The 20,250-nt window shown below is 62.6% G+C and carries 20 protein-coding genes; 12 read left to right on the top strand and 8 right to left on the bottom strand.

Features of this window, described 5'->3' with window-relative positions; genetic code table 11:
* Positions 1-8: 8 nt before the first annotated feature.
* A complete protein-coding gene (locus LXM55_RS02655) occupies positions 9-1,595 on the bottom strand; it encodes a RimK family protein (RefSeq protein ID WP_233318350.1) in 1,587 nt (528 codons plus the stop codon).
* A gap of 93 nt (positions 1,596-1,688) precedes the next feature.
* Here LXM55_RS02655 and LXM55_RS02650 point away from each other — a divergent pair, with 93 nt between their 5' ends.
* Complete coding sequence (locus LXM55_RS02650) at positions 1,689-2,786, top strand: GNAT family N-acetyltransferase/peptidase C39 family protein (protein WP_233318349.1); 1,098 nt, start codon at positions 1,689-1,691, stop codon at positions 2,784-2,786.
* A gap of 37 nt (positions 2,787-2,823) precedes the next feature.
* Here the strand turns inward: LXM55_RS02650 and LXM55_RS02645 are convergent, their stop codons facing one another.
* The 3 genes from LXM55_RS02645 to lpxO all read right to left on the bottom strand — a co-directional run bounded on the left by LXM55_RS02645 (position 2,824) and on the right by lpxO (position 5,576).
* Complete coding sequence (locus LXM55_RS02645) at positions 2,824-3,975, bottom strand: PQQ-dependent sugar dehydrogenase (RefSeq protein WP_233318348.1); 1,152 nt, start codon at positions 3,973-3,975, stop codon at positions 2,824-2,826.
* 73 nt (positions 3,976-4,048) lie between these two features.
* Positions 4,049-4,324, bottom strand: coding sequence for a hypothetical protein (locus LXM55_RS02640; RefSeq protein WP_233319024.1), 276 nt, complete (start codon positions 4,322-4,324; stop codon positions 4,049-4,051).
* A 352-nt stretch (positions 4,325-4,676) separates the two neighbouring features.
* The gene (gene lpxO / locus LXM55_RS02635; RefSeq protein WP_233318347.1) at positions 4,677-5,576 is read right to left on the bottom strand and encodes a lipid A hydroxylase LpxO; all 900 of its coding nucleotides are present in this window, start codon (positions 5,574-5,576) and stop codon (positions 4,677-4,679) included.
* A gap of 360 nt (positions 5,577-5,936) precedes the next feature.
* Here lpxO and LXM55_RS02630 point away from each other — a divergent pair, with 360 nt between their 5' ends.
* From LXM55_RS02630 to LXM55_RS02620, 3 genes are all read left to right on the top strand, one after another.
* Positions 5,937-6,671, top strand: coding sequence for an alpha/beta fold hydrolase (locus tag LXM55_RS02630; RefSeq protein ID WP_233318345.1), 735 nt, complete (start codon positions 5,937-5,939; stop codon positions 6,669-6,671).
* 248 nt (positions 6,672-6,919) lie between these two features.
* Positions 6,920-8,506 (top strand): ABC-F family ATPase, encoded by a 1,587-nt coding sequence (locus LXM55_RS02625; RefSeq protein WP_011061394.1) that lies wholly within the window; start codon positions 6,920-6,922, stop codon positions 8,504-8,506.
* Positions 8,507-8,993: 487 nt separating this feature from the next.
* Positions 8,994-10,181 (top strand): MFS transporter, encoded by a 1,188-nt coding sequence (locus LXM55_RS02620; protein WP_233318343.1) that lies wholly within the window; start codon positions 8,994-8,996, stop codon positions 10,179-10,181.
* A gap of 1 nt (position 10,182) precedes the next feature.
* On the opposite strand, the gene LXM55_RS02615 is transcribed toward LXM55_RS02620, so the two are convergent.
* Positions 10,183-11,220, bottom strand: a complete 1,038-nt coding sequence (locus LXM55_RS02615) for an alpha/beta hydrolase family protein (RefSeq protein WP_233318342.1) — start codon at positions 11,218-11,220, stop codon at positions 10,183-10,185.
* A gap of 254 nt (positions 11,221-11,474) precedes the next feature.
* Positions 11,475-12,086, bottom strand: coding sequence for an FMN-dependent NADH-azoreductase (locus tag LXM55_RS02610; protein WP_233318340.1), 612 nt, complete (start codon positions 12,084-12,086; stop codon positions 11,475-11,477).
* Between the two features lie 131 nt (positions 12,087-12,217).
* On the opposite strand from LXM55_RS02610, the gene LXM55_RS02605 reads away from it, so the two are divergent.
* Together LXM55_RS02605 and LXM55_RS02600 are read left to right on the top strand one after the other, a co-directional pair.
* Complete coding sequence (locus LXM55_RS02605; RefSeq protein ID WP_233318337.1) at positions 12,218-13,126, top strand: LysR substrate-binding domain-containing protein; 909 nt, start codon at positions 12,218-12,220, stop codon at positions 13,124-13,126.
* Positions 13,127-13,137: 11 nt separating this feature from the next.
* Complete coding sequence (locus LXM55_RS02600; protein WP_233319022.1) at positions 13,138-13,482, top strand: MmcQ/YjbR family DNA-binding protein; 345 nt, start codon at positions 13,138-13,140, stop codon at positions 13,480-13,482.
* Here LXM55_RS02600 and LXM55_RS02595 read toward each other — a convergent pair.
* Positions 13,479-13,901: a DUF1294 domain-containing protein gene (locus tag LXM55_RS02595; protein WP_233318335.1), complete on the bottom strand. Its 423-nt coding sequence runs from the start codon at positions 13,899-13,901 to the stop codon at positions 13,479-13,481. The two genes, LXM55_RS02600 and LXM55_RS02595, sit on opposite strands and share 4 nt — an antisense overlap.
* Positions 13,898-14,728 (bottom strand): undecaprenyl-diphosphate phosphatase, encoded by an 831-nt coding sequence (locus tag LXM55_RS02590; protein ID WP_233318333.1) that lies wholly within the window; start codon positions 14,726-14,728, stop codon positions 13,898-13,900. Before LXM55_RS02590 ends, LXM55_RS02595 begins: the two co-directional genes overlap by 4 nt.
* A 294-nt stretch (positions 14,729-15,022) precedes the next feature.
* On the opposite strand from LXM55_RS02590, the gene LXM55_RS02585 reads away from it, so the two are divergent.
* The 6 genes from LXM55_RS02585 (at position 15,023) to LXM55_RS02560 (ending at position 20,230) form a co-directional block, all read left to right on the top strand.
* On the top strand, positions 15,023-16,657 hold the full coding sequence (locus LXM55_RS02585; protein WP_233319020.1) for a methyl-accepting chemotaxis protein: 1,635 nt from the start codon (positions 15,023-15,025) through the stop codon (positions 16,655-16,657).
* 89 nt (positions 16,658-16,746) lie between these two features.
* Positions 16,747-17,310, top strand: coding sequence for a nicotinamide riboside transporter PnuC (gene pnuC, locus LXM55_RS02580; protein ID WP_233318332.1), 564 nt, complete (start codon positions 16,747-16,749; stop codon positions 17,308-17,310).
* Positions 17,307-17,831 (top strand): AAA family ATPase, encoded by a 525-nt coding sequence (locus LXM55_RS02575; RefSeq protein ID WP_233318330.1) that lies wholly within the window; start codon positions 17,307-17,309, stop codon positions 17,829-17,831. The genes pnuC and LXM55_RS02575 overlap by 4 nt, the downstream gene beginning before the upstream one ends.
* A 328-nt stretch (positions 17,832-18,159) precedes the next feature.
* Positions 18,160-18,603 carry a hypothetical protein gene (locus LXM55_RS02570; RefSeq protein WP_233318328.1) on the top strand — a complete coding sequence of 148 codons (444 nt, stop codon included), beginning with the start codon at positions 18,160-18,162 and terminating at the stop codon, positions 18,601-18,603.
* Between the two features lies 1 nt (position 18,604).
* The gene (locus LXM55_RS02565) at positions 18,605-19,183 is read left to right on the top strand and encodes an adhesin (protein ID WP_233318326.1); all 579 of its coding nucleotides are present in this window, start codon (positions 18,605-18,607) and stop codon (positions 19,181-19,183) included.
* 63 nt (positions 19,184-19,246) lie between these two features.
* Positions 19,247-20,230: a heme utilization protein gene (locus LXM55_RS02560; protein ID WP_233318324.1), complete on the top strand. Its 984-nt coding sequence runs from the start codon at positions 19,247-19,249 to the stop codon at positions 20,228-20,230.
* Positions 20,231-20,250 lie beyond the last annotated feature (20 nt).

The raw sequence follows: 20,250 nt of genomic DNA, 5'->3' as shown, positions 1-20,250 counted from the left end.
GCCCCTTCCTACCAGGCCTGGCCGCGGCGCTTGAGCTCCAGGCGGCGGACGAATTCCTCCAGCACCAGGGCATACAGGTCGTCCTGCAGATAGGCGTCTTCGATACCGGCGTCGAGGTTGGGGTTGTCGTTGACCTCGATCACCACCACCTTGTCGCCGGACTGCTTGAGATCGACGCCGTACAGGCCATCACCGATCAGGTTGGCGGTCTTCACCGCCAGCTCCACCACCGCCCGTGGCACTTCGTGGATCGCCAGGGTGCGGCATTCGCCGTTGATGTCCTGGCCCTTGGCCTTGTGGTTGTAGATCTGCCAGTGGCCCTTGGACATGAAGTACTGGCAGGCAAAGATCGGCTTGCGGTTGAGCACGCCGATGCGCCAGTCGTATTCGGTGTAGAAGAATTCCTGCGCCAGCAGCAACACCGAGTGCTCGAACAGCTCGGCGGTGGCTTCCAGCAAGGCTTGCTGGCTCTCGACCTTGATCACCCCGCGGGAGAAACAGCCGTCGGGAATCTTCAGCACCAGGGGAAAGCCCAGGCGCTCGCCGACCCGCTCGAAGTCCTGCGGTCGCTCCTTGTAGAGAATCTCGGTGGCGGGCATGCCCAGTTGATGGCCCTTGAGCAGGTCGCTGAGATAGACCTTGTTGGTGCAGCGCAGGATCGAGGCCGGGTCGTCCATCACCACCAGCCCTTCGCTCTCGGCCTTCTTGGCAAAACGGTAGGTGTGGTTGTCGACGCTGGTGGTTTCGCGGATCAGCAGCGCGTCGTACTCGGCCAGGCGCGAGTAATCCTTTTTCTCGATCAGCTCGACATCGATGCCCAGGCCCTTGCCGACGCGGATGAAACTCTCCAGCGCCCGAGGGTTGGAAGGCGGCAGGAGTTCCTGCGGATCGTGGAGAATCGCCAGGTCATAACGGGCCACTTGCCGCGAGCGCGGAACCCGCCAGACCTTGCGGCTGAAACTGTCCAGGGAGTTGGCGAACTGATCTTCCTGATCTTCGCGCAACTTATGCAACGCCCCCGACTTGACGCCTTCGATGTGCCAACTGTTAGTTCGCTTGAAATCAACTAACAAGATCGGACAAGGGAACAGTTCAAACAATTGTCGGGCCAGATCCTGCAACGGCTCGATATGCGTGCGACCGAAATACAGGGTCAGGGTAAAGCCTTCGGTGTCGCGGTAGAGATGATTGCTCAGGGCCTTTTCCAGGCTCTTGTCGAGATCGTCCAGGGCCAGCCCGTAAAGCGCCTTGCGGGTCAATTCGCTGATCGTCCTGACCGAGGGAATCACCCGGTGGCCGCGGGCTTCAGCCAATAGCGAGCAGTAGTAGCCATGCCCCAGGTACTTGTAGCTGCGGCACAGGTTGATCACCTGGACGCGCTTGCCGGGCGCGCTTTCGCGGCTGTGTTCGAGGTACTCCTGGGCTGTGAGAATGTCTTCGCTGGGAAAGTAGGAGGCCCAGTCTTCCTTGCGTTCGACAATAATAATCACCTGGCTGGACGTTTTATCCAGGCGGGAAATATTAGTTGAGGAAGTGATTGTCGCCGGCAAACTTTGCCCGGATACTTCTCGCCAATGACCTTGTACCGCTGACATAAAGTTCGCTCTCGCTGAAGAACCTGACCCTTTCTATTAAGCACGAACTTTTTTTGAAGTCTCGTTTCATTACGCAACTTTTACGGCGGTCATATGGATCTTGTCTTTCGCACTGCAACCCCCGAGGACCTGCCGGCGCTGGTGGCGCTGGAGCAGCAATGTTTCACCAGTGACCGGCTGACCCCGCGCAGCTTCCAGTGGATGATCAGCCGCGCCAACGGGCAACTGCTGGTGGCCGAACAGCAGGCGCAACTGCTGGGTTATGCGCTGGTGCTGTTTCATCGCGGCACCTCGCTGGCCCGCCTGTATTCCCTGGCCATCGCCCAGGAGGCTCGCGGCCTGGGCCTGGGCAAGCGCCTGCTGCAACGGATCGAGGCCTGCGCCCTGGCCCACGATTGCGCCTATCTGCGCCTTGAGGTGCGTACCGACAACCCGGTGGCGCTGGCCTTGTATGAAGGCCATGGCTACCGGCGCTTTGCCCGCCTGCACGACTACTACGAAGACCACGCCGATGCCCTGCGCCTGGAGAAACGCATTCTCCAGCACCGGGAGACCCGCAGCATCTGCGTGCCCTACTACCAGCAGACCACCGACTTCACCTGTGGCCCCGCTTGCCTGCTGATGGCCATGGCCGCGCTGCAACCGGCGCGGCCCCTGGAGCGGCGCGAGGAATTGCAGATCTGGCGCGAAGCCACCACCGTATTCATGACCGCTGGCCACGGCGGCTGCAGCCCCCAGGGGCTGGCGCTGGCTGCCTGGCGCCGGGGCTTTGCGGTGCGCTTGCAGGTCAACAGCGCCGGGCCGTTGTTTCTCAATGGCGTGCGTGACGAGCATAAAAAGGACGTCATGCGCCTGGTCCACGACGAGTTCTGCAAGGAGCTGGATGCCAGCCCGGTGCAGCAAGTGCTCGGCGGGCCACTGGACTTGCCCGGCCTGTTGCGCCAAGGCGGTCAGCCCCTGGTGCTGATCAGCAGCTACCGCCTGACCCGCTCCAAGGCGCCGCACTGGGTGATAGTCACCGACTGCGACCAGGACTTCGTCTACCTGCACGACCCGGATGTCGACCACAGCCAGCACCGTCAGCCAATGGATTGCCAGCACCTGCCGGTGAGCCATGGCGAGTTCGACAAGATGTGCAGCTTCGGCAGCAGCAAGTTGCGCGCCGCGGTGGTGCTGTTTCCCCGCCCGTAACGAGCATCGCAGTTGGCTCCTGCAAACGAGTCCGGGGCTATTGCAGGCCCACTTTGTACAGCGTGCCCTGGTCCTCGTCGGTGAGGATATAGAGGTAGCCGTCCGGCCCCTGGCGCACATCACGGATACGCGCCTTGAGCCCGCCCAGCATGCGCTCTTCATGCTCGATGCGGTCGCCGTTGAATTGCAGGCGGATCAGCTCCTGGCTGGCCAGGGCGCCTATGAACACGTTGTGCTGCCAGGGCTTGAAGCGATCACTGTCGTAGAAGGCCATGCCACTGATGCCGGGGGATTTCTCCCAGACATGATGAGGTGCCACGGTGCCGGATGCGGTCTGGCCGCCAGACTCGGGAATCGGCTGGCCGGAATAGTTGATGCCGTGGGTCGCCAGGGGCCAGCCATAGTTCTTGCCGCGCTCGATGATATTGATCTCGTCGCCGCCCTTGGGCCCGTGTTCGTTCTCCCACAAGGTGCCGCTCCAGGGGTTGAGCGCCGCGCCCTGGGGATTGCGATGGCCGTAACTCCAGATTTCCGGGCGTACTCCGGCCTGGCCGACAAAGGGGTTGTCGTCCGGAACCCGGCCGTCGGGGTACAGGCGCACGATCTTGCCCTGGAGCTTGTCCAGGTCCTGGGCGGTGGGCCGGTCGTTGTTTTCCCCCAGGGTGACGAACAGGTAGCCGTCACGGTCGAACACCAACCGCGAACCGAAGTGATTGCCGGTGGACAGCTTGGGCTCCTGACGGAAGATCACCTGGAAATCCTTGAGCCCGCTCAGGTCATCGCTCAAGCGTCCACGGCCCACGGCAGTGCCGGCAGTCCCGCCCTCGCCACCGCCTTCGGCGTAGGACAGATACACCATGCGGTCCTGCCTGAAGTCCGGCGACAGCGCCACATCCAGCAGGCCACCCTGGCCCTGGGCCCAGACCTTGGGCACCCCGCTCAAGGGCGCCGAGAGCTTGCCGTCCGCGCTGACAAGCCGCAGGTGGCCCGGGCGCTCGGTGACCAGGATGCCTTGGCGATCGGGCAAGAACGCCAAGGCCCAGGGGTGCTCAAGGCCTTGAGCAAGCGGGGTCAGCTGCAAGGTGCCCTGCTCACTGGGAAATGCCTGGGGCGCGGCGGCCATCACCGGTAAGGCACAGGCCAGCAAGACACTGGAACACCAGGTGGCGATAAGGGTTTTACGCAACATGCTCGCTTCCTTCTAGGGGTCAAGGGAGTCCTGGGCGGCCAGCAGTTGGCCACCGGTTTGTCAGCCGCACGCTTCAGCGCCGGTGGCTGGGGTCGTTATCACGAGGATTCTGCACACGGGGATCAGGGTTCGGCGGCTGCGCCCCGCCACGCGGGTAGCCATTGCCGATACCACCGTTTTCCAGGGTTGGCGGGCGAACGCTGGGCACCGTGCTGGGGCCGCGTACCGGCGGACTGCTGGGCTGGGTGCCCTGCATGCTGTTGGGGTTGGCCCGGCGGATCGGGTTGCTGTAGGGGGTGTTGTTGCCGCTGTTGGGCAGGTTCTGCGCCAGTTGCAAGGGACCTTGCAGCGCATTGGAAGGAGGTGTTTCAGGGCTGGCGGCCCAGGCGGCGCCGCTGGCTCAAGCCAGCGCGATAAATGCGGCAAAGCCGCGAGCCAGACTGTTCATCACAAGCCTCCTGAGAAGCGACAAGGTATCGAATACGATTCCACGCTACGCCCAGGGTTCGGCTTTGTTAATTAAATAATCCTTCAGAACATGTAACACCCGGTCTCCGCGCTCGCGCCATCCGCAGGAGCCGGCTTGCCGGTGAAGAGGCCGCCGATCCTGGCCTCGGGCTTGAGGGGCGTTCGCTGGCAAGCCAGCTCCCACACCTGCCCGCAACCGGACGCCGGTGCAGGCCAAGTGCGGAATGGGCAGATCAGATGTAGATGAACAGCAGCAGCAATGCAGCGAAGATCGCCCATTTTTCCAGGTAGTAACGCGTGCGGTTGCGCTTTTTCAGCTCCTTGCCCCGCAGGCGGATCTTGTACAGCTTGTTGAAGGCGCGGTTGAGGCCACCGGTCTTGTCGCCCGCGTCATTGGGCGACCCGGCGGCAGACATCACGGTGCGGCTGAACCAGCCATTGAACGCCGCGGCCCAGCGATACTTCATCGGCCGCTCGACGTCGCAGAACAGAATGATGCGGTTCTGCTCGGTGGTGTTTTCCGCGTAGTGAATGTAGGTCTCGTCGAACATCACCGCTTCGCCGTCGCGCCAGTGATAGCGCTCGCCGTCGACCTCGATGAAGCAGCCTTCGTTGTTCGGCGTCGACAGCCCCAGGTGATAGCGGTAGGAACCGGCATAGGGGTCGCGGTGGCGGACTAGGCGCGAACCGGGTGGCAGTTCGGCGAACATCGCCGCCTTGATCGAGCCGATGCTCTGCACCAGTTCGGTGGTGCGCGGGCACAGCTTCATCGCCGAAGGATGGCTGTCGCCGTACCACTTCAGGTAGAAGCGCTTCCAACCGGTCTTGAAGAACGAGTTGAAACCGACATCGTTGTACTGGTCCGAACGCTTGATCTCACCAGCCTGCAGCAGATTCTGGCCTTCGGCACGGATTTCTTCCCAGTGTTCCTGCAGCTTGTTCATTTCCGGGAAGTCGGCCGGATCCAGGTACGGCCGGTTGGGGTACTTGGAGAACAGGTAGAGGAAGCAGTTGATGGGCGCCAGGAAGGTCGAGTGATCACTGAGTTGGCGCCCCAGTTTATGGCGCACGCGCCCCCGCAGGTGTACGTACGCAATGGATAAAACGTATACAGCGGCAATGATGAGTTTCACGGAAATCGTCACACTTCAGAAGAGAACATGCTGCGCCTCTGAAAGCCCGGAAGGCCAAAGGCAAGTGGCAGCGTCTGAGTTGAAAAAAGCGTAACCGGCGACACCCTTCGTCGCAGGTCCGAGCCTCGGCATCTGGCCGTCGGCTGGCATTTTAGCCACAGTTTGTAACCAATGGTTAACTCATATTTGTTAAAAGCTGCGGTGCTTTCGTTGGAATATGTGGGTATTGCGCGGCCTGTTGATTCAGCTCAATAAATGCTGGCCAGAGCCATTGCGTGCTTTCAGGCGACTGTGTAGTGGCGCTTGGCCGAGGTATTCTGCGCGCCGCTGCCCCTCTTCTTCCCGGCAAGGATCGCTGACTTGATCGACCCCACTCTTGCGCCAACCCTGGTCCTGCTGCCGGGCATGGACGGCACCGGCACCCTGTTCGATCCGCTGCTCCAGGCCCTGGACCCGCGGTGGCCGGTACAGGTGCTGCGCTATCCCGGCGATCAGCCTCTGGACTATCCGGCCCTGGTGGAACGCGTGATAGCGCAGTTGCCGACCGCGCGGCGTTTCATTCTGCTGGGTGAATCCTTTTCCGGCCCGGTGGCGGTAAGCGTGGCGGCCCGGCAGCCGCGGGGGCTGATCGGCCTGGTGCTGTGCAGCAGCTTTGTGCGCAATCCACGCCCTCGCCTGGCGCCCTTGCAGCCGCTGCTCAAGGTACTCCCCGTGCAGCGCTTGCCCTTCTGGCCGCTGGATGCCCTGCTGCTGGGCGGTTTTTCCACGCCGTCGCTGCGTCAGGCCGTGGCGGCAGCCATTGCCCAGGTGACGCCCCCCGTGTTGCAGGCGCGCCTGCAAGCGGTGATCAGCGTGGACCTGTGCCAGGCGCTGGCGAGCACCCGAGTGCCACTGCTGTATCTGCGTGCTCGACGCGATCGGCTCGTACCGCAATCAGCTTCAGCGCTGGTCTTGCAGTGGCGCAGCGATGCACGACTGGCCGAAATCGAGGCGCCCCATTGCCTGCTCCAGGCCGCGCCGGCGGAAGCGGCAGCGCACTTGCAACAATTCATGGAAAGCGTGCTGGAGGTGGATGTCGTGGCCAACGGCGCTTGAACATCGGCCACCCGAGCTAAAATCCCTGTCCGTGCGTCATACAACTGCTCGTTTACATATGCGACAATGCGCACAAATTCCAACATGCACCCCGCACTCTTTGCTCAGCAACCTGGCCTCGCGGCCGGAATGTTGCGCTCGACGTACGCCCGCTGGCTCAGTTCCACATCCAGACCGGTCCGACCTGGAAAACTCCAGGTCACGCTCTGTGGATTCAGGTCGGCGCTAAATCACTGGTAGGTAAGTAATTGATCTCCACAGCTAACATCACCATGCAGTTCGGCGCCAAGCCACTGTTCGAGAACGTTTCGGTCAAGTTCAACGGTGGCAACCGTTACGGTCTGATCGGCGCCAACGGTTGCGGCAAGTCGACCTTCATGAAAATCCTCGGTGGCGACCTCGAGCCATCCGGCGGCCAGGTCATGCTGGAGCCCAACGTGCGCCTGGGTAAACTGCGCCAGGACCAGTTCGCCTACGAAGAATTCACCGTGATCGACACCGTGATCATGGGCCACGAGGAGCTGTGGAAGGTCAAGGCCGAGCGCGATCGCATCTACTCGCTGCCGGAAATGACCGAAGAAGACGGCATGGCCGTGGCCGAGCTGGAAACCGAATTCGCCGAAATGGACGGCTACACCGCCGAATCCCGCGCCGGTGAATTGCTGCTGGGCCTGGGCATTCCCCTGGAACAGCATTTCGGCCCGATGACCGAAGTCGCTCCAGGCTGGAAACTGCGAGTGCTGCTGGCCCAGGCGCTGTTCTCCGATCCGGAAGTACTGCTGCTGGACGAGCCGACCAACCACCTGGACATCAACACCATCCGCTGGCTGGAAAACATTCTCACGGCGCGTAACAGCACCATGATCATCATTTCCCACGACCGGCACTTCCTTAACAGTGTCTGCACCCACATGGCCGACCTGGACTACGGCGAGCTGCGCCTGTTCCCGGGCAACTACGACGAGTACATGATCGCCGCGACCCAATCCCGCGAGCAGCTGCTGTCGGACAACGCCAAGAAGAAAGCCCAGATCGCCGAGCTGCAGACCTTCGTCAGCCGCTTCTCGGCCAACGCCTCGAAAGCCAAGCAGGCCACTTCCCGGGCCAAGCAAATCGACAAGATCCAACTGGCCGAAGTCAAGCCATCGAGCCGCGTCAGCCCGTTCATCCGCTTCGAACAGACCAAGAAGCTGCACCGCCAGGCGGTGACCCTGGAGCGCATGTCCAAGGGCTTCGATGGCAAGACCCTGTTCCAGAACTTCAGTTTCACCGTCGAAGCCGGCGAGCGCGTCGCGATCATCGGCCCCAACGGCATCGGCAAGACCACCCTGTTGCGTACCCTGGTGGGCGAGCTGACGCCGGATGCGGGTACCGTCAAGTGGACCGAAAGCGCCGAACTGGGCTACTACGCTCAAGACCACGCGCATGACTTCGAAGACGACGTCAGCCTGTTCGACTGGATGGGCCAGTGGACCCAGGGCGAGCAGATGATCCGCGGCACGCTGGGCCGCATGCTGTTCTCCAACGACGAGATCCTCAAGTCGGTGAAGGTGATTTCCGGTGGTGAGCAAGGCCGCATGCTGTTCGGCAAGCTGATCCTGCAAAAGCCCAACGTGCTGGTGATGGATGAACCGACCAACCACCTGGACATGGAATCCATCGAGGCGCTGAACCTGGCCCTGGAAAACTACCCGGGTACCCTGATCTTCGTCAGCCACGACCGTGAGTTCGTATCGTCCCTGGCCACCCGCATCATCGAGTTGAGCCCAAGCGGCGTGACCGACTTCAGCGGCACCTACGACGACTACCTGCGCAGCCAGGGTGTGATGTTCTAAAAGCCGCGGCACGCTTCAAGCGGCAAGAAAAATGCCCCGTCCAGCGAGACGTAATGCTGTTCACTTAACAAAAAACGGCGCTTCCTCAAGATGAGCAAGCGCCGTTTTTTTGGGCTTCGCTGCCGCCCCAAAAGAGACATCCTTCGTTCTGCCACTCAAGTGCACAGCATTACCCTGTGGCGAGGGAGCTTGCTCCCGCTGGGGTGCGCAGCGCCCCCAGTAGCGTCTATGCGGTGAGCCTGATAAACCGCGCCGGTAGGTTTACGACCGCTACGCGGCCGAGCGGGAGCAAGCTCCCTCGCCACAACAAGCCTTGTCACCACAACAAGCCCCCCTGCCTGCGAAATTCTTCGTTCGGCCGCTTAAGTGAACAGCATTACGTCCAGCGTGACGGGGCTTTTTTTGTGCAGATAGTTAGCCTGCTTTCTTTTATTTTCGCGGCACGCGATGATGCAGGCCTCTAACCGCCGCCCGCGAACGAGCCTTCATGCCCGAGCCACAAACGCCCGCTCAAAGCTCCATGGCGATCACCCTGCAGATCGTCTCCATCGTCTTCTATACCTTTATCGCCTTCTTGTGCATCGGCCTGCCGATCGCGGTGTTGCCAGGCTATGTCCACGAACAGTTGGGCTTCAGTGCGGTGGTCGCCGGGCTGACCATTGGCGCGCAGTACCTGGCCACGCTGCTCAGTCGGCCCATGGCCGGCCGCATGTCGGACAATGTGGGCACCAAGCGTTCGATCATCTACGGCTTGCTGGGGATTCTCCTCAGCGGGCTGCTGACCCTGGTTTCAGTGTTGCTCGTCCAGTGGCCGTCACTGAGCCTTGCCGTGCTGCTGGGTGGGCGCTTGCTGCTGGGGGTGGCTCAAGGCCTGATCGGCGTGGGCACCATCAGTTGGTGCATGGGCCAGGTCGGCGCGGAGCACACCGCGCGGTCGATTTCCTGGAACGGCATTGCCTCCTACGGTGCAATTGCCATCGGCGCTCCGCTGGGGGTGGTGATGGTCCAGCAATACGGTTTCGCCAGCCTCGGCCTTGCGCTATCGAGCCTGGCGATCCTGGCGTTGCTGCTGATCCGCAACAAACCCTCGGTGCCGGTGATTCGCGGTGAGCGCCTGCCGTTCTGGGCCGTGTTCGGGCGCATTGCGCCGTTTGGCGCAAGCCTCAGCCTGGCCTCCATCGGCTACGGCACCCTGACCACCTTTATTACCCTGTTCTACTTGAGCCGCGGCTGGACCGGCGCGGCCTATTGCCTGACGGTGTTCGGCGTGTGCTTTATCTTTTCGCGCCTGCTGTTCATCTCCTGCATCAGCCGTTTTGGCGGTTTCCGCTCGGCGATCGCCTGCATGTGCGTCGAAACCCTGGGCCTGGCGCTGCTATGGCTGGCGCCTTCCACCGGCTGGGCCCTGGTGGGCGCCGGGCTGACCGGGTTCGGCCTGTCGCTGGTCTACCCGGCCCTGGGCGTGGAAGCCATCAAGCAGGTGCCCAACAGCAGCCGCGGCGCGGGCCTGAGTGCCTATGCGGTGTTTTTTGACCTGGCGCTGGCCATCGCCGGGCCGCTGATGGGTGCGGTGGCGTTGAACCTGGGGTACTCGTGGATCTTCTTCTGCGCCGCCCTGCTCGCGCTGACCGGCCTGGGCCTGACCCTGATGCTCAAGCGCCGGGCCGGCGCCTGAGTCACTGGTCGGCAGTCTGCATCCCGGCCCGGCTTGGCCGGCCCAGGGTGTGGGCGAAGAAGTTGCCGGCTTCGAAAATCAGGTTGCGGTGGATGTCCTCGCGGTCGACGCCGTCGGCATCGGTGCACAGCGCCGGCATTGCCGCCAGTTGCTCGGCGGTGCAAGGCGCCATGAACACGAAGTGCCCGGCGCCGGCCAGCAGCTTGAAGTCCGGCGCCACCGGCAGCTTGCGGGCCAGCGCGGCGGCGTTCTTGTCCAGGGCCACCAGTTTGTCGCCATCGCCACTGTAGAGCAGCACCGGTACATGCACCCCGGCCAGGGTTTGACGACCGAACTTGAGGCTCAGCGGCGCCAGCAGCATCAGGGCATGCACCCGCGGATCGGCCACCGGTTGCAGGTCGTCGCGATCGACAATCAGCTCGCCTTGGGTGTTGCAAGCATCGCGGTCATCGGGGCGCTCCTGGCAGTAACGCCGCAGGCGATCCAGGTCCGGCGTGGCTCCGGACAGAATCAACGCGGTCTCGCCACCGGCGGAATAACCGATCACCCCCACTTGGTCGGCATTGACGAAGGGCGACAGCATCGGGTCGCCCAGGGTCGCGGTAATGGCTTCGGAAATCTGGATCGGCCGCCCGTAGAGGTTGCTCAGGGTGCCGAGACGGCTGTGGTCCTTGGAGTTGTCGCCGGGATGGATCACCGCCACCACCACAAAGCCCTTGCGCGCCAGGGAGGTGGCCAGATCGTGCAGCGCCAGCGGGGTGCCGGTGTTGCCGTGGGACAGCATCAGCATCGGAAAGCGGCCGATGGCGATTTTCGCGTCCCGCGAAGCGGCAATCCGATAGCCCTCAAGCTGGCTGTCGTGCTCGATGCCGGTGGACGGGTAAAAGGCGATGGCGCGCATCGGGTGCAGGTCCAGGGGGTCGAGAAACGTCATCTCATGGAACCCCACGCTCCAATGCGGATGGGGCGCGGGGGCGGCCTGCACCGAAAGCAGGCTGCTGAGCAGGCAGATCAGTAACATTGCACTAAGACGTTTCATCGCTCGCCCACCTCTACCGCTGGATCGAGAACACCGCTCTCCCCTGTCATCCCTTGCCGTCAAGGCATTGCGGCTGGAGCATGCCGTTACCACGGATGCACAACAAGGGAGCATTGCTCCTTGCACTGCATAACCCGGGCCAGAACCTCTGAACAGCACAATAAAAAAACTCCGTACCCTGCCCGCGCCAAGTGGCGAGCAGAATACAGAGTTTAGTGGCCCTTGCGGTGCAGCAACGGCTCTTTACACAAGCCTTACGCGGCGGCGAACAACTGCTGGCTGATGTGTGCCTGGGCATCATTCATGGCTTTGCTGCGCACCTCTTCACCGTAGGCCAGGCCATGGGCGCGGACGAATTCGATATCGCTGATGCCGAAAAATCCGAACATCACTTTCAGGTAATCCTCGTGAGCCACACCGCTGGCTTGGCCGACATGCAGGCCACCGGAAGTGGACACCACAATCACTTTCTTGCCCCCGCACAGGCCTTCAGGCCCGGCTTCGGTGTAGCGGAAAGTCTCACCGGCCACGGCGATGCGGTCGATCCACGCCTTGAGCTGGGTCGGGATGGTGAAGTTGTACATCGGCGCCGCCACCACCACGGTGTCGGCGGCCTTGAATTCAGCCAGGGCCTGGGCGCTGAGCTCGGCTTCGTGTTTCTGGGCGGCGTCACGCAGCTCAGCGGCGGTGCCGGCGGCGACCAGGGTTGCCGCGGAAAAGTGGCTGATGGCGTCATTGGCCAGGTCGCGGTAGGTCACCACGGTGTCCGGATGAGCCGCTTTCCAGGCCTCGACCACACTGTGGCTGAGCTGACGGGAGGCCGAGTTGTCACCAAGGATGCTGGAATCGATATGCAAGAGTTTCATCTGGGATCTCCTAGTGAGGACCGCCACTGGGCGATCGGATGTGGGCAATCCTACACATGAAACCAATAGCTGATTAGTCGGCATAAATGCGATAGTTCGTCCCATCAACAGGACAGTCGAGCCAAGCCATCATGCAAGACCTCAACGACCTTTATTACTTTGCCAAGGTGGTGGAAGCCGGAGGCTTCGCCGCCGCCGGGCGTTTGCTGGGCATTCCCAAATCGCGCCTGTCGCGGCGTATCGCCGAGCTTGAAGAGCGCCTGAACGCCCGGTTGCTGCAACGCACCACCCGGCAATTGAGCCTGACCACCGTGGGCGAGCGTTACCTGCGCCACTGCCAGGCCATGCTGCTGGAAGCGGAAATGGCCGACGAAGCCGTGGCCAGCATGGCCAGCGAACCGCGGGGTCGCCTGCGGGTATCGAGCCCGGTGGGCCTGGCCCACGAACTGATGACGCCCCTGGTCAGCACCTTTTTGCAGAAATACCCCCAGGTGCAGTTGGAAATGCTCCTGCTCAACCGCCGTGTCGACCTGATCAACGAGGGCGTCGACGTGGCCCTGCGGGTACGCGAACAGGGTGACGAGGACCCGCTGCTGGTCACCCGGCGCCTGCGCCGCGCGCAGACCGCAATCGTGGCCACGCCGGCCTTCCTCCGCGAGCACCCGGTGGAACACCCGGAAGACTTGCGGCGCCTGCCGATTCTCGGTGCCCTGGAGGCTGACCGGCTGGTGCACCTGCGCCTGCTGGACCAGCAAGGCCAGGCTTGCGACCTGGCACTGGAAGCGCGCCTGGGCATCGACGACTTCATCGTCCGCCGCGCCTGTGCCCTCGCCGGCCTGGGCTGTACCGTGCTGCCGATGCTGTATTGCGAGGAGGAACTGGCCAGCGGCCAACTGGTACAGATGCTGCCGCAATGGTCATTGCCCGGCGGCTGGCTGCAGGCCGTGTATCCTCACCGCCGGGGTGTGATGCCGGCCGTGCGCGCCTGGATCGAACACCTGAGTGAATCCTTCGAAGGCTGCGGAGAACGACTGCTGTGAAAAACCCAACCCTGAACGAACAACAAGTGGCGCAGTTCTGCCTGGGCCTGCCGGGCGCGCGCGAAGACTATAAATGGGGCGGCGTGCGGGTGTTCTCGATTGCCGGCAGCAAGATGTTCGCGCTGCAGAACCTGCGGGGCAGCTCCCTGGCCTTCAAGGTCGACCAGGAACTGTTTCTCGGCCACGTCGACCGTCCCGGCATCGCCCCGGCGCCCTACCTGGCCCGCGCGCACTGGATCATCATGAGTACGCCCTACCCGCTGGGCGCCGCGGAACTCGAAGCGCTGCTGCAGCGCTCCCACCAACTGGTGGTGGGTAAGCTGCCCAAGCGGGCCCAGGTCGGCCTGTTGCTCTAGAACAGGCTCAGCGGGCTGTTTTCCAGGAACAGCCGGTCAATCCAGTAGACCTGGTGCAGGGCCACGATCAGCCAGAACAGCGTCTGGTAGGAGACCTTGCGGGTCTTGTGGCGCAGCAGTTGCTGGGCCAGCAAGGCCCCTGGCCAGCCGCCGGCCAGCTCCAGGGCATGCAGGACGTTTTCCGGAATGCGCCGGCCTTCGGCCCGAGCCCGGCGCTTGTCGTGCCAGTACAGCAGAAACGTCAGCAGGCTGACCGCGCCGTAGGCGACCAGGGGAATGACCGATATCCCCTTCCACCACAACGACAGCGACCCGAACAGCGGCAACGCGCAGAGCAGCATCAATAGCAGCAGCTTGGCCCGCGCATACTCGAGCCTTGTGCCGCCAACGGCGCCCTGCCCACGACGGCCCGCACTCACGACTTGGCCGCCGCCCAGTCGACCCAGCCGAACTGCCAGGTCGCCAGGATCAGCAGGCCAAAAGCGATGCGATACCAGGCAAAGGCCGCGTAGCTGTGGCTGGCAATGAACTTCAGCAGGCCCTTGACCGCGATCATGGCGAAGATGAAGGCCGTGACGAAACCGATGGCGAACACCGGGAAATCATCGGGCTGGAACAGATGGCGGTACTTGTAGCCGGAATACACCGCGGCCCCAACCATGGTGGGCATGGCCAGGAAGAACGAAAACTCGGTGGCGGTCTTGCGCGACAGGCCGAACAGCAGGCCACCGATAATGGTCGAGCCGGAACGCGAAGTGCCCGGGATCATCGCCAGGCACTGGGCACAACCGACCTTCAGTGCGTCCTTCCAGGTGATTTCATCGACCGTCTCGGCGTGCACCTGGTGCTGCCGACGCTCGGCCCACAGCATGATGACGCCGCCAACCACCAGCGCCGTGGCCACCGTGATGGGGTTGAACAGGTAGGCGTGGATCAGGTCCGCGAAGATCACCCCCAATACCACGGCCGGGAAGAACGCGATCAGCAGGTTGACCGTGAAGCGCTGGGCCTTGGGCTGGCTGGGCAGGCCGATCACCACATCGATGATCTTGCGCCGGAATTCCCAGACAACCGCGAGAATCGCCCCCAGCTGGATAATGATGTTGAAGGCCATGGCCCGCTCGCCACCGAAGTCGAGCAGGTCAGCCACAATAATCTGGTGCCCGGTACTGCTGATGGGCAAAAACTCGGTCAGGCCTTCTACGATCCCGAGTATCAGTGCCTGTGCGGCGGTCCAAAGATCCATCAATCCCCCATAAGGCGATGCTCGTGGCATGCCTCTTTTTTAAGTGGTCAAAACGTTTGTCGCATCGAGCCTAGCCGAGAATTCGGCGCCCGTAAGATCAACATAAACCAATGAAAATTCTGTGAAATTTCGACATGGGTTCAGGTTTTCGGGCAAAGCGCCGAAATCCTAACAGACAGGCGCAAAACGCGTCGCGATGTTATTGGACTTCCGTAGGGTTGGCGCTGGAAGGCCAGCATGCTTCGATGCTCTCGGCCTTTTATGACAAGAACAAGAATCTGGAGTGACCGGATGATGAATAGCTTACGCAAGATGTCCATCAGTCAGCGTTTGTGGCTGATCCTGATCGTGGCGGTGCTGACCCTGGTGACCCTGGGCGTGATGATGCTCAAGCAGATTCATGGGGACCTGTACTTGGCCAAGGCGCAGAAAACCCAGCATGTGGTGCAGACCGCCGCGGGCGTGCTGGATTATTACCAGGGCCTGGAAGCCGCCGGCAGCCTGAGCCGCGATCAGGCGCAGAAACAAGCGCTGCAAGCGATTCGCGGGCTGCGCTACAACCAGAACGACTATTTCTGGATCAATGACCTGACGCCGGTGATGATCATGCACCCGGCCAACCCCAAGCTGGACGGGCAAAACCTCGCCGCAGTCAAGGACCCGGACGGCTTCGAGGTGTTCAACGAAATGGTCGCCCTGGCCAAGGCCAAGGGCGGCGGCATGGTGGACTATCGCTGGCCCAAGCCCGGAGCCCAGCAGCCGGTCCAGAAAACCTCCTATATACAGCTGTTCCAGCCTTGGGGCTGGATCATCGGTTCTGGCGTCTATATCGATGACCTGCAGGACGAGTTCTACGCTCAGGTCCTGCGCGCCTCGTCCATTGGCCTGGTGATCGCCCTGCTGATGGCCGCCCTGGTGGTGCTGATTGTGCGCAGCATTGTCAGCCCGCTTCGCGAAACCGTGCACGCCATGGCCAACATCGCCAGCGGCGAAAGCGACCTGACCCGCAGCCTCGACACCCATGGCCAGGACGAGGTCACCGAGCTGGCCAGGCACTTCAACGGGTTTACCGCCAAGTTGCGCGGCGTGGTGATGCAGTTGCAATCCAGCGCCGCGGCGCTGGAGCAGTCCTCTAGCGAGCTGGGCAGCAACGCCAGCGAAGCCCAGGAGCGCAGCCAGCAGCAGTCCCAGCAGATGGAACAGGTGGCAGCCGCCATCAGTCAGGTCACCAGCGGCGTCCAGGACGTGGCGCGCAACGCCGAACACGCCGCCACCGAGGTGCGCGAGGCCGAGGCCCAGGCCCAGCAGGGCCAGATCAACATCGATGGCAGCCTGCAGCAGATCGACCAGCTCTCGGGCACCATCGACCAGGCCGTGGAAGTGATTCGTACCCTGGCAGCGGAAAGCACCCAGATCGGCACGGTGCTGGAGGTGATCCGCTCGATTGCCGAACAGACCAACCTGCTGGCCCTGAACGCCGCCATCGAGGCGGCCCGGGCCGGGGAACAAGGGCGCGGCTTCGCCGTGGTGGCCGACGAGGTGCGCCTGCTGGCCCAGCGCACCCAGCAGTCCACTGCGGAAATCCAGGGCATGATCGAACGCCTGCAGAATCACTCGGAAGCGGCGGTCAAGGTCATCGGCGACAGCAGCCGGGCTTCACAGCTGACCATCGAGCAGGCCGGGTTGGCCGGTACCAGCCTCAACGCCATCGGCCAGGCGCTGCGCACCCTCAACGGCCTGAACGCCTCGATTGCCAGCGCCACCCTGCAACAGGCGCATGTGGTGGAAGACATCAACCATAACGTCGGCCAGGCGGCCGGGCTGTCCCAGGGCACCGCCCTGGCGGCCCAGCACTCCAGCGCCGCCAGCCGGCACCTCAAGGAACTGTCGGAACAGCTCAACGGCCTGCTGCGGCAATTTCGCGTCTGAGTCACGCCTGAACCCAAGGCCCCGGGCTAACGCCCGGGGCCGACTCTGGGTACAATCCGCCCCCTTCTCCACTTCCCCAAGGAACCGTCATGTCCGGGCTTGAACTGTTTGCCGCCGCGCTCGGCGTGATCGCCGTCTGGCTGACGGTCAAACAGAACCCCTGGTGCTGGCCCATCGGCCTGGTCATGGTGCTGCTGTACAGCTGGATCTTCTACGAGGTCAAACTCTATTCCGACATGCTCCTGCAGGTGGTCTACGCGGTGCTGCAGCTCTACGGCTGGTGGCAGTGGACCCGCGGTGGCGAGCAGCACCAGGGGCGCCCGGTCAGCCAGTTGCAGTCCGCGGGGCTGCTCCAGGGCCTGGCCTTGGGCGCACTCGGCAGCCTGTTGCTGGGCGCGGCCATGGCCCACTGGACCGACGCCGCGCAGCCCTGGCTGGACGCGGCACTGACCGCCTTCAGCCTGGTGGCCCAGTGGTGGATGGCACAGAAGCGCGTGCAGTGCTGGCCACTGTGGATTGCCGTGGACGTGATCTTCGTCGGCCTGTTCGTCTACAAGGAGCTCTACCTGACCGCAGCGCTGTACGCCCTGTTCACCCTGCTGGCGGTCCAGGGCTGGCGCACCTGGCGCGCCGACCCGGCCCTGCAATCGTGAAGGTCCTGGTTCTCACCGGCCCCGAGTCCAGTGGCAAGAGCTGGCTGGCGGCCGAGCTGCAAGCGCACTTCGGCGGCCTCCAGGTCGGCGAGTACGTGCGCCACTTTATCGAGCAACACTGCCGCGACACCTGCCTGGCGGACATCCCGCAAATCGCCCGTGGCCAACTGGCCTGGGAAGACCAGGCTCGCGCGCAACAGCCCGAGCTGCTGATTCTCGATACTCACCTGTTGAGCAACCTGCTCTGGAGCCAGACCCTGTTCGGCGATTGCCCACCCTGGCTGGAACCGCAGCTGCTGGCCCGCCATTACGACCTGCACCTGCTGCTGTCGCCGGAGGATGTGGCCTGGACGGATGACGGCCAGCGCTGTCAGCCGCAACTGGCGCAACGCCAGGCGTTCTTTGCCGACACCCGGCACTGGCTGGAACGTCACCGGCAAACCTACCGAGTGATTCGCGGTGATTGGCAGGCGCGGCGGCAACAGGCATTCACCCTGGTCCAGGAGCTGCTGCAGGACTGATGCGACGAGGCGGCCCGAGCGCAAAGTGTCCATTCCTGAAACACTCTTGCGGCGATCAGGCCGTCATTTGCGGGGCCTGCGCCCTGCCCCGGAAAAACTGTTACGCCACTGATACAGCCCCTCAGCAACCCTTGTTCCAGAGCATTACCAAGGCTGTGGCGATTGGCCGGCATGGCGAACTGTCTCAACCTTGAAACAGTCAGGCCAGAGGCGGCCCCAATGCCCTGGCAAACCATTGAATCCAAACAGAAAATCAAAAGCGGCACGGCTTCTGCTCTCTTCCTCGCAACGCTGACTAGGGCCAGCACTGAGAAGAAGGAAGACCGCCGTGGGGACTCTGAACATTCGTTTCACCCGCCTACTGCTGATCGGTTGCACCATCAGCGCGGTGTACAGCCTTCCGGTTCTGGCGGCAGGCAATGGCGAAATCGTTCTTGAACGCCAAGTGCACCCCACCCCTATCGGTCGCCCCCTGAACCGCGACCCCAACCCCACCACAGTCAATGCCAACCCGTCGGGGTTTGTCGCCGGCACGCTCAACAGCGAAATGAGCGACAGCGAGTTCGCCGGGGTCAACAGCGGGTCGCTGGTTCGCGGCGCCGTGATGCCCGATGGCACCGGCGTCGCCGGCCTCAACGTGGTCACCAATCCCAATGGCCTGCCCGGCATGAGCGCTGGCCACGGTGGCGGCTCGGGCGCGTCGATCTCCGGGTCGATCAACCGCTCCATCAGTTCCGGCATGGCGCCGTTGAGTAACATCGGAGGCCACTAAGATGAAGCGCTCACTGCTCTTTCTCGCCGTGCTGGCCTGCACCTCAGCCATGGCCGATAGCGCCACTCAGGTTCAGGACACCGCGACCCTGAACAATTCCGGCTCGGGCTACACCGGCAACCTCAACATCAACCAGGCCGCCGGCGACCAGCAACAGCAAACCAACGTGCGGGCCATCGCCATCGGTACCAACGCCAAGGCCAGTACCAGCGTGACCCAGAAAATCACCACGCCAGCCGATCGCTCGGTCAATGCCAGCAGCACCATCGGCGGCCACTCTTTCAGCAATGGCAACGGCGCACTGGGTGTCAACCAGTCGTCCGGGGCCAACAACCAGATGGTCAATGCCTTGCGGATCAGCATCAGCGCCAATCCGCAGAGCATCGACGACAGCGCGCTCTCACAGCAGAACGTCGCGCTGTTACCAAGCTCGGGCGCATCTGACCCTCAGCAAGGCAGCCGCCAGGTCGTTACCAGCGACCAGGCCTTCACCGGCAGCCGTGGGGTGATTCAGGTGAACCAGAGTGCCGGGGTGGGGAACCGCATGGCTAACACCCTGAGCATACGGGTCGCAGACTGACCCCTCGCAGTGCAATTAGAAAGTACCAACACTTAACCAACTAATAAGCACCGGAGAAACACCATGAAACCCACAATGGCTCTCAAACCACTGGTTTTCGCACTGGCCGCCATCATGGCAATGGCTGCTCAGGCAGGTGGTAACAACAACGGTCACAACGGCGGTCATGACCATGACCATGGCAATCAGGGCCCAGACCTCAACACCCTGCTGCAAATCACCGCCGGGGCCGGTGCTGCAGTGATCGACGTGCAGAACAGCAACACCAACGTGGTGAAAAACCAGGGCACCAACAACAACGCCAAGATGGACAACTCCCTGAACAGCTCCAACGGCAACATGGGCGCCAACGTCGCCGCCGGCGACGGCAACCAACAAGACAACGCCGCCGCCCTGGCAACCGCTGACGAAAGCTTCATCTTCGGCAGCGCCGTGGCCGCTTCCAGCGCCACCCAGGTCAACAACAACAACTACGTGAAAAACTCGTCGACCCAAAACAACGCGACGATGAACAACTCCGGCAACAACGGCTCCGGCAACATCGGCGTCAACGTCACCGCCGGCGACTTCAACCAACAGAAAAACAACCTGGCGATCGCCGTGTCCGGTGGTCGTGTAGCCACCGCCGCCGCCTCGGCCAACCAAACCTCCACCAACCTGGTGGTGGATAACAAAGGTGTCCAGGCCTACAAAAAAGACACCCTCACTGGCGGCTTCGTAGCCTCCGGCACCTACAAAGGCACCGGCAGCGGCAAGATCGAAGGCGGCGACGATCACAGCGGTCATGGCTATGGCGACAACAAAGGCCACGGCAACGACGATCAAAAACTCACCTTCAAGGAACAAGGCACCATCGAACTGGCTGGCTACTGGACCCAGCAAGTGCTGACCAAAGACGGCTGGAAAAACCCAGTGATCAACAACGCCAGCATGACCAACTCGATGAACGGCTTCTCCGGCAACGGTGGCGCCAACGTCTCGGCCGGCGTCGGCAACCAACAAAGCAACTCGCTGTCCATTGCCGCCGGCTGCAAAGCCTGCATGTAGTCGCAATCGTAACGAAAGCC

This window comes from Pseudomonas sp. Au-Pse12 (assembly GCF_021341665.1).
GTDB lineage: Bacteria > Pseudomonadota > Gammaproteobacteria > Pseudomonadales > Pseudomonadaceae > Aquipseudomonas.
This window is presented reverse-complemented; position numbering and strand designations above follow the sequence as displayed.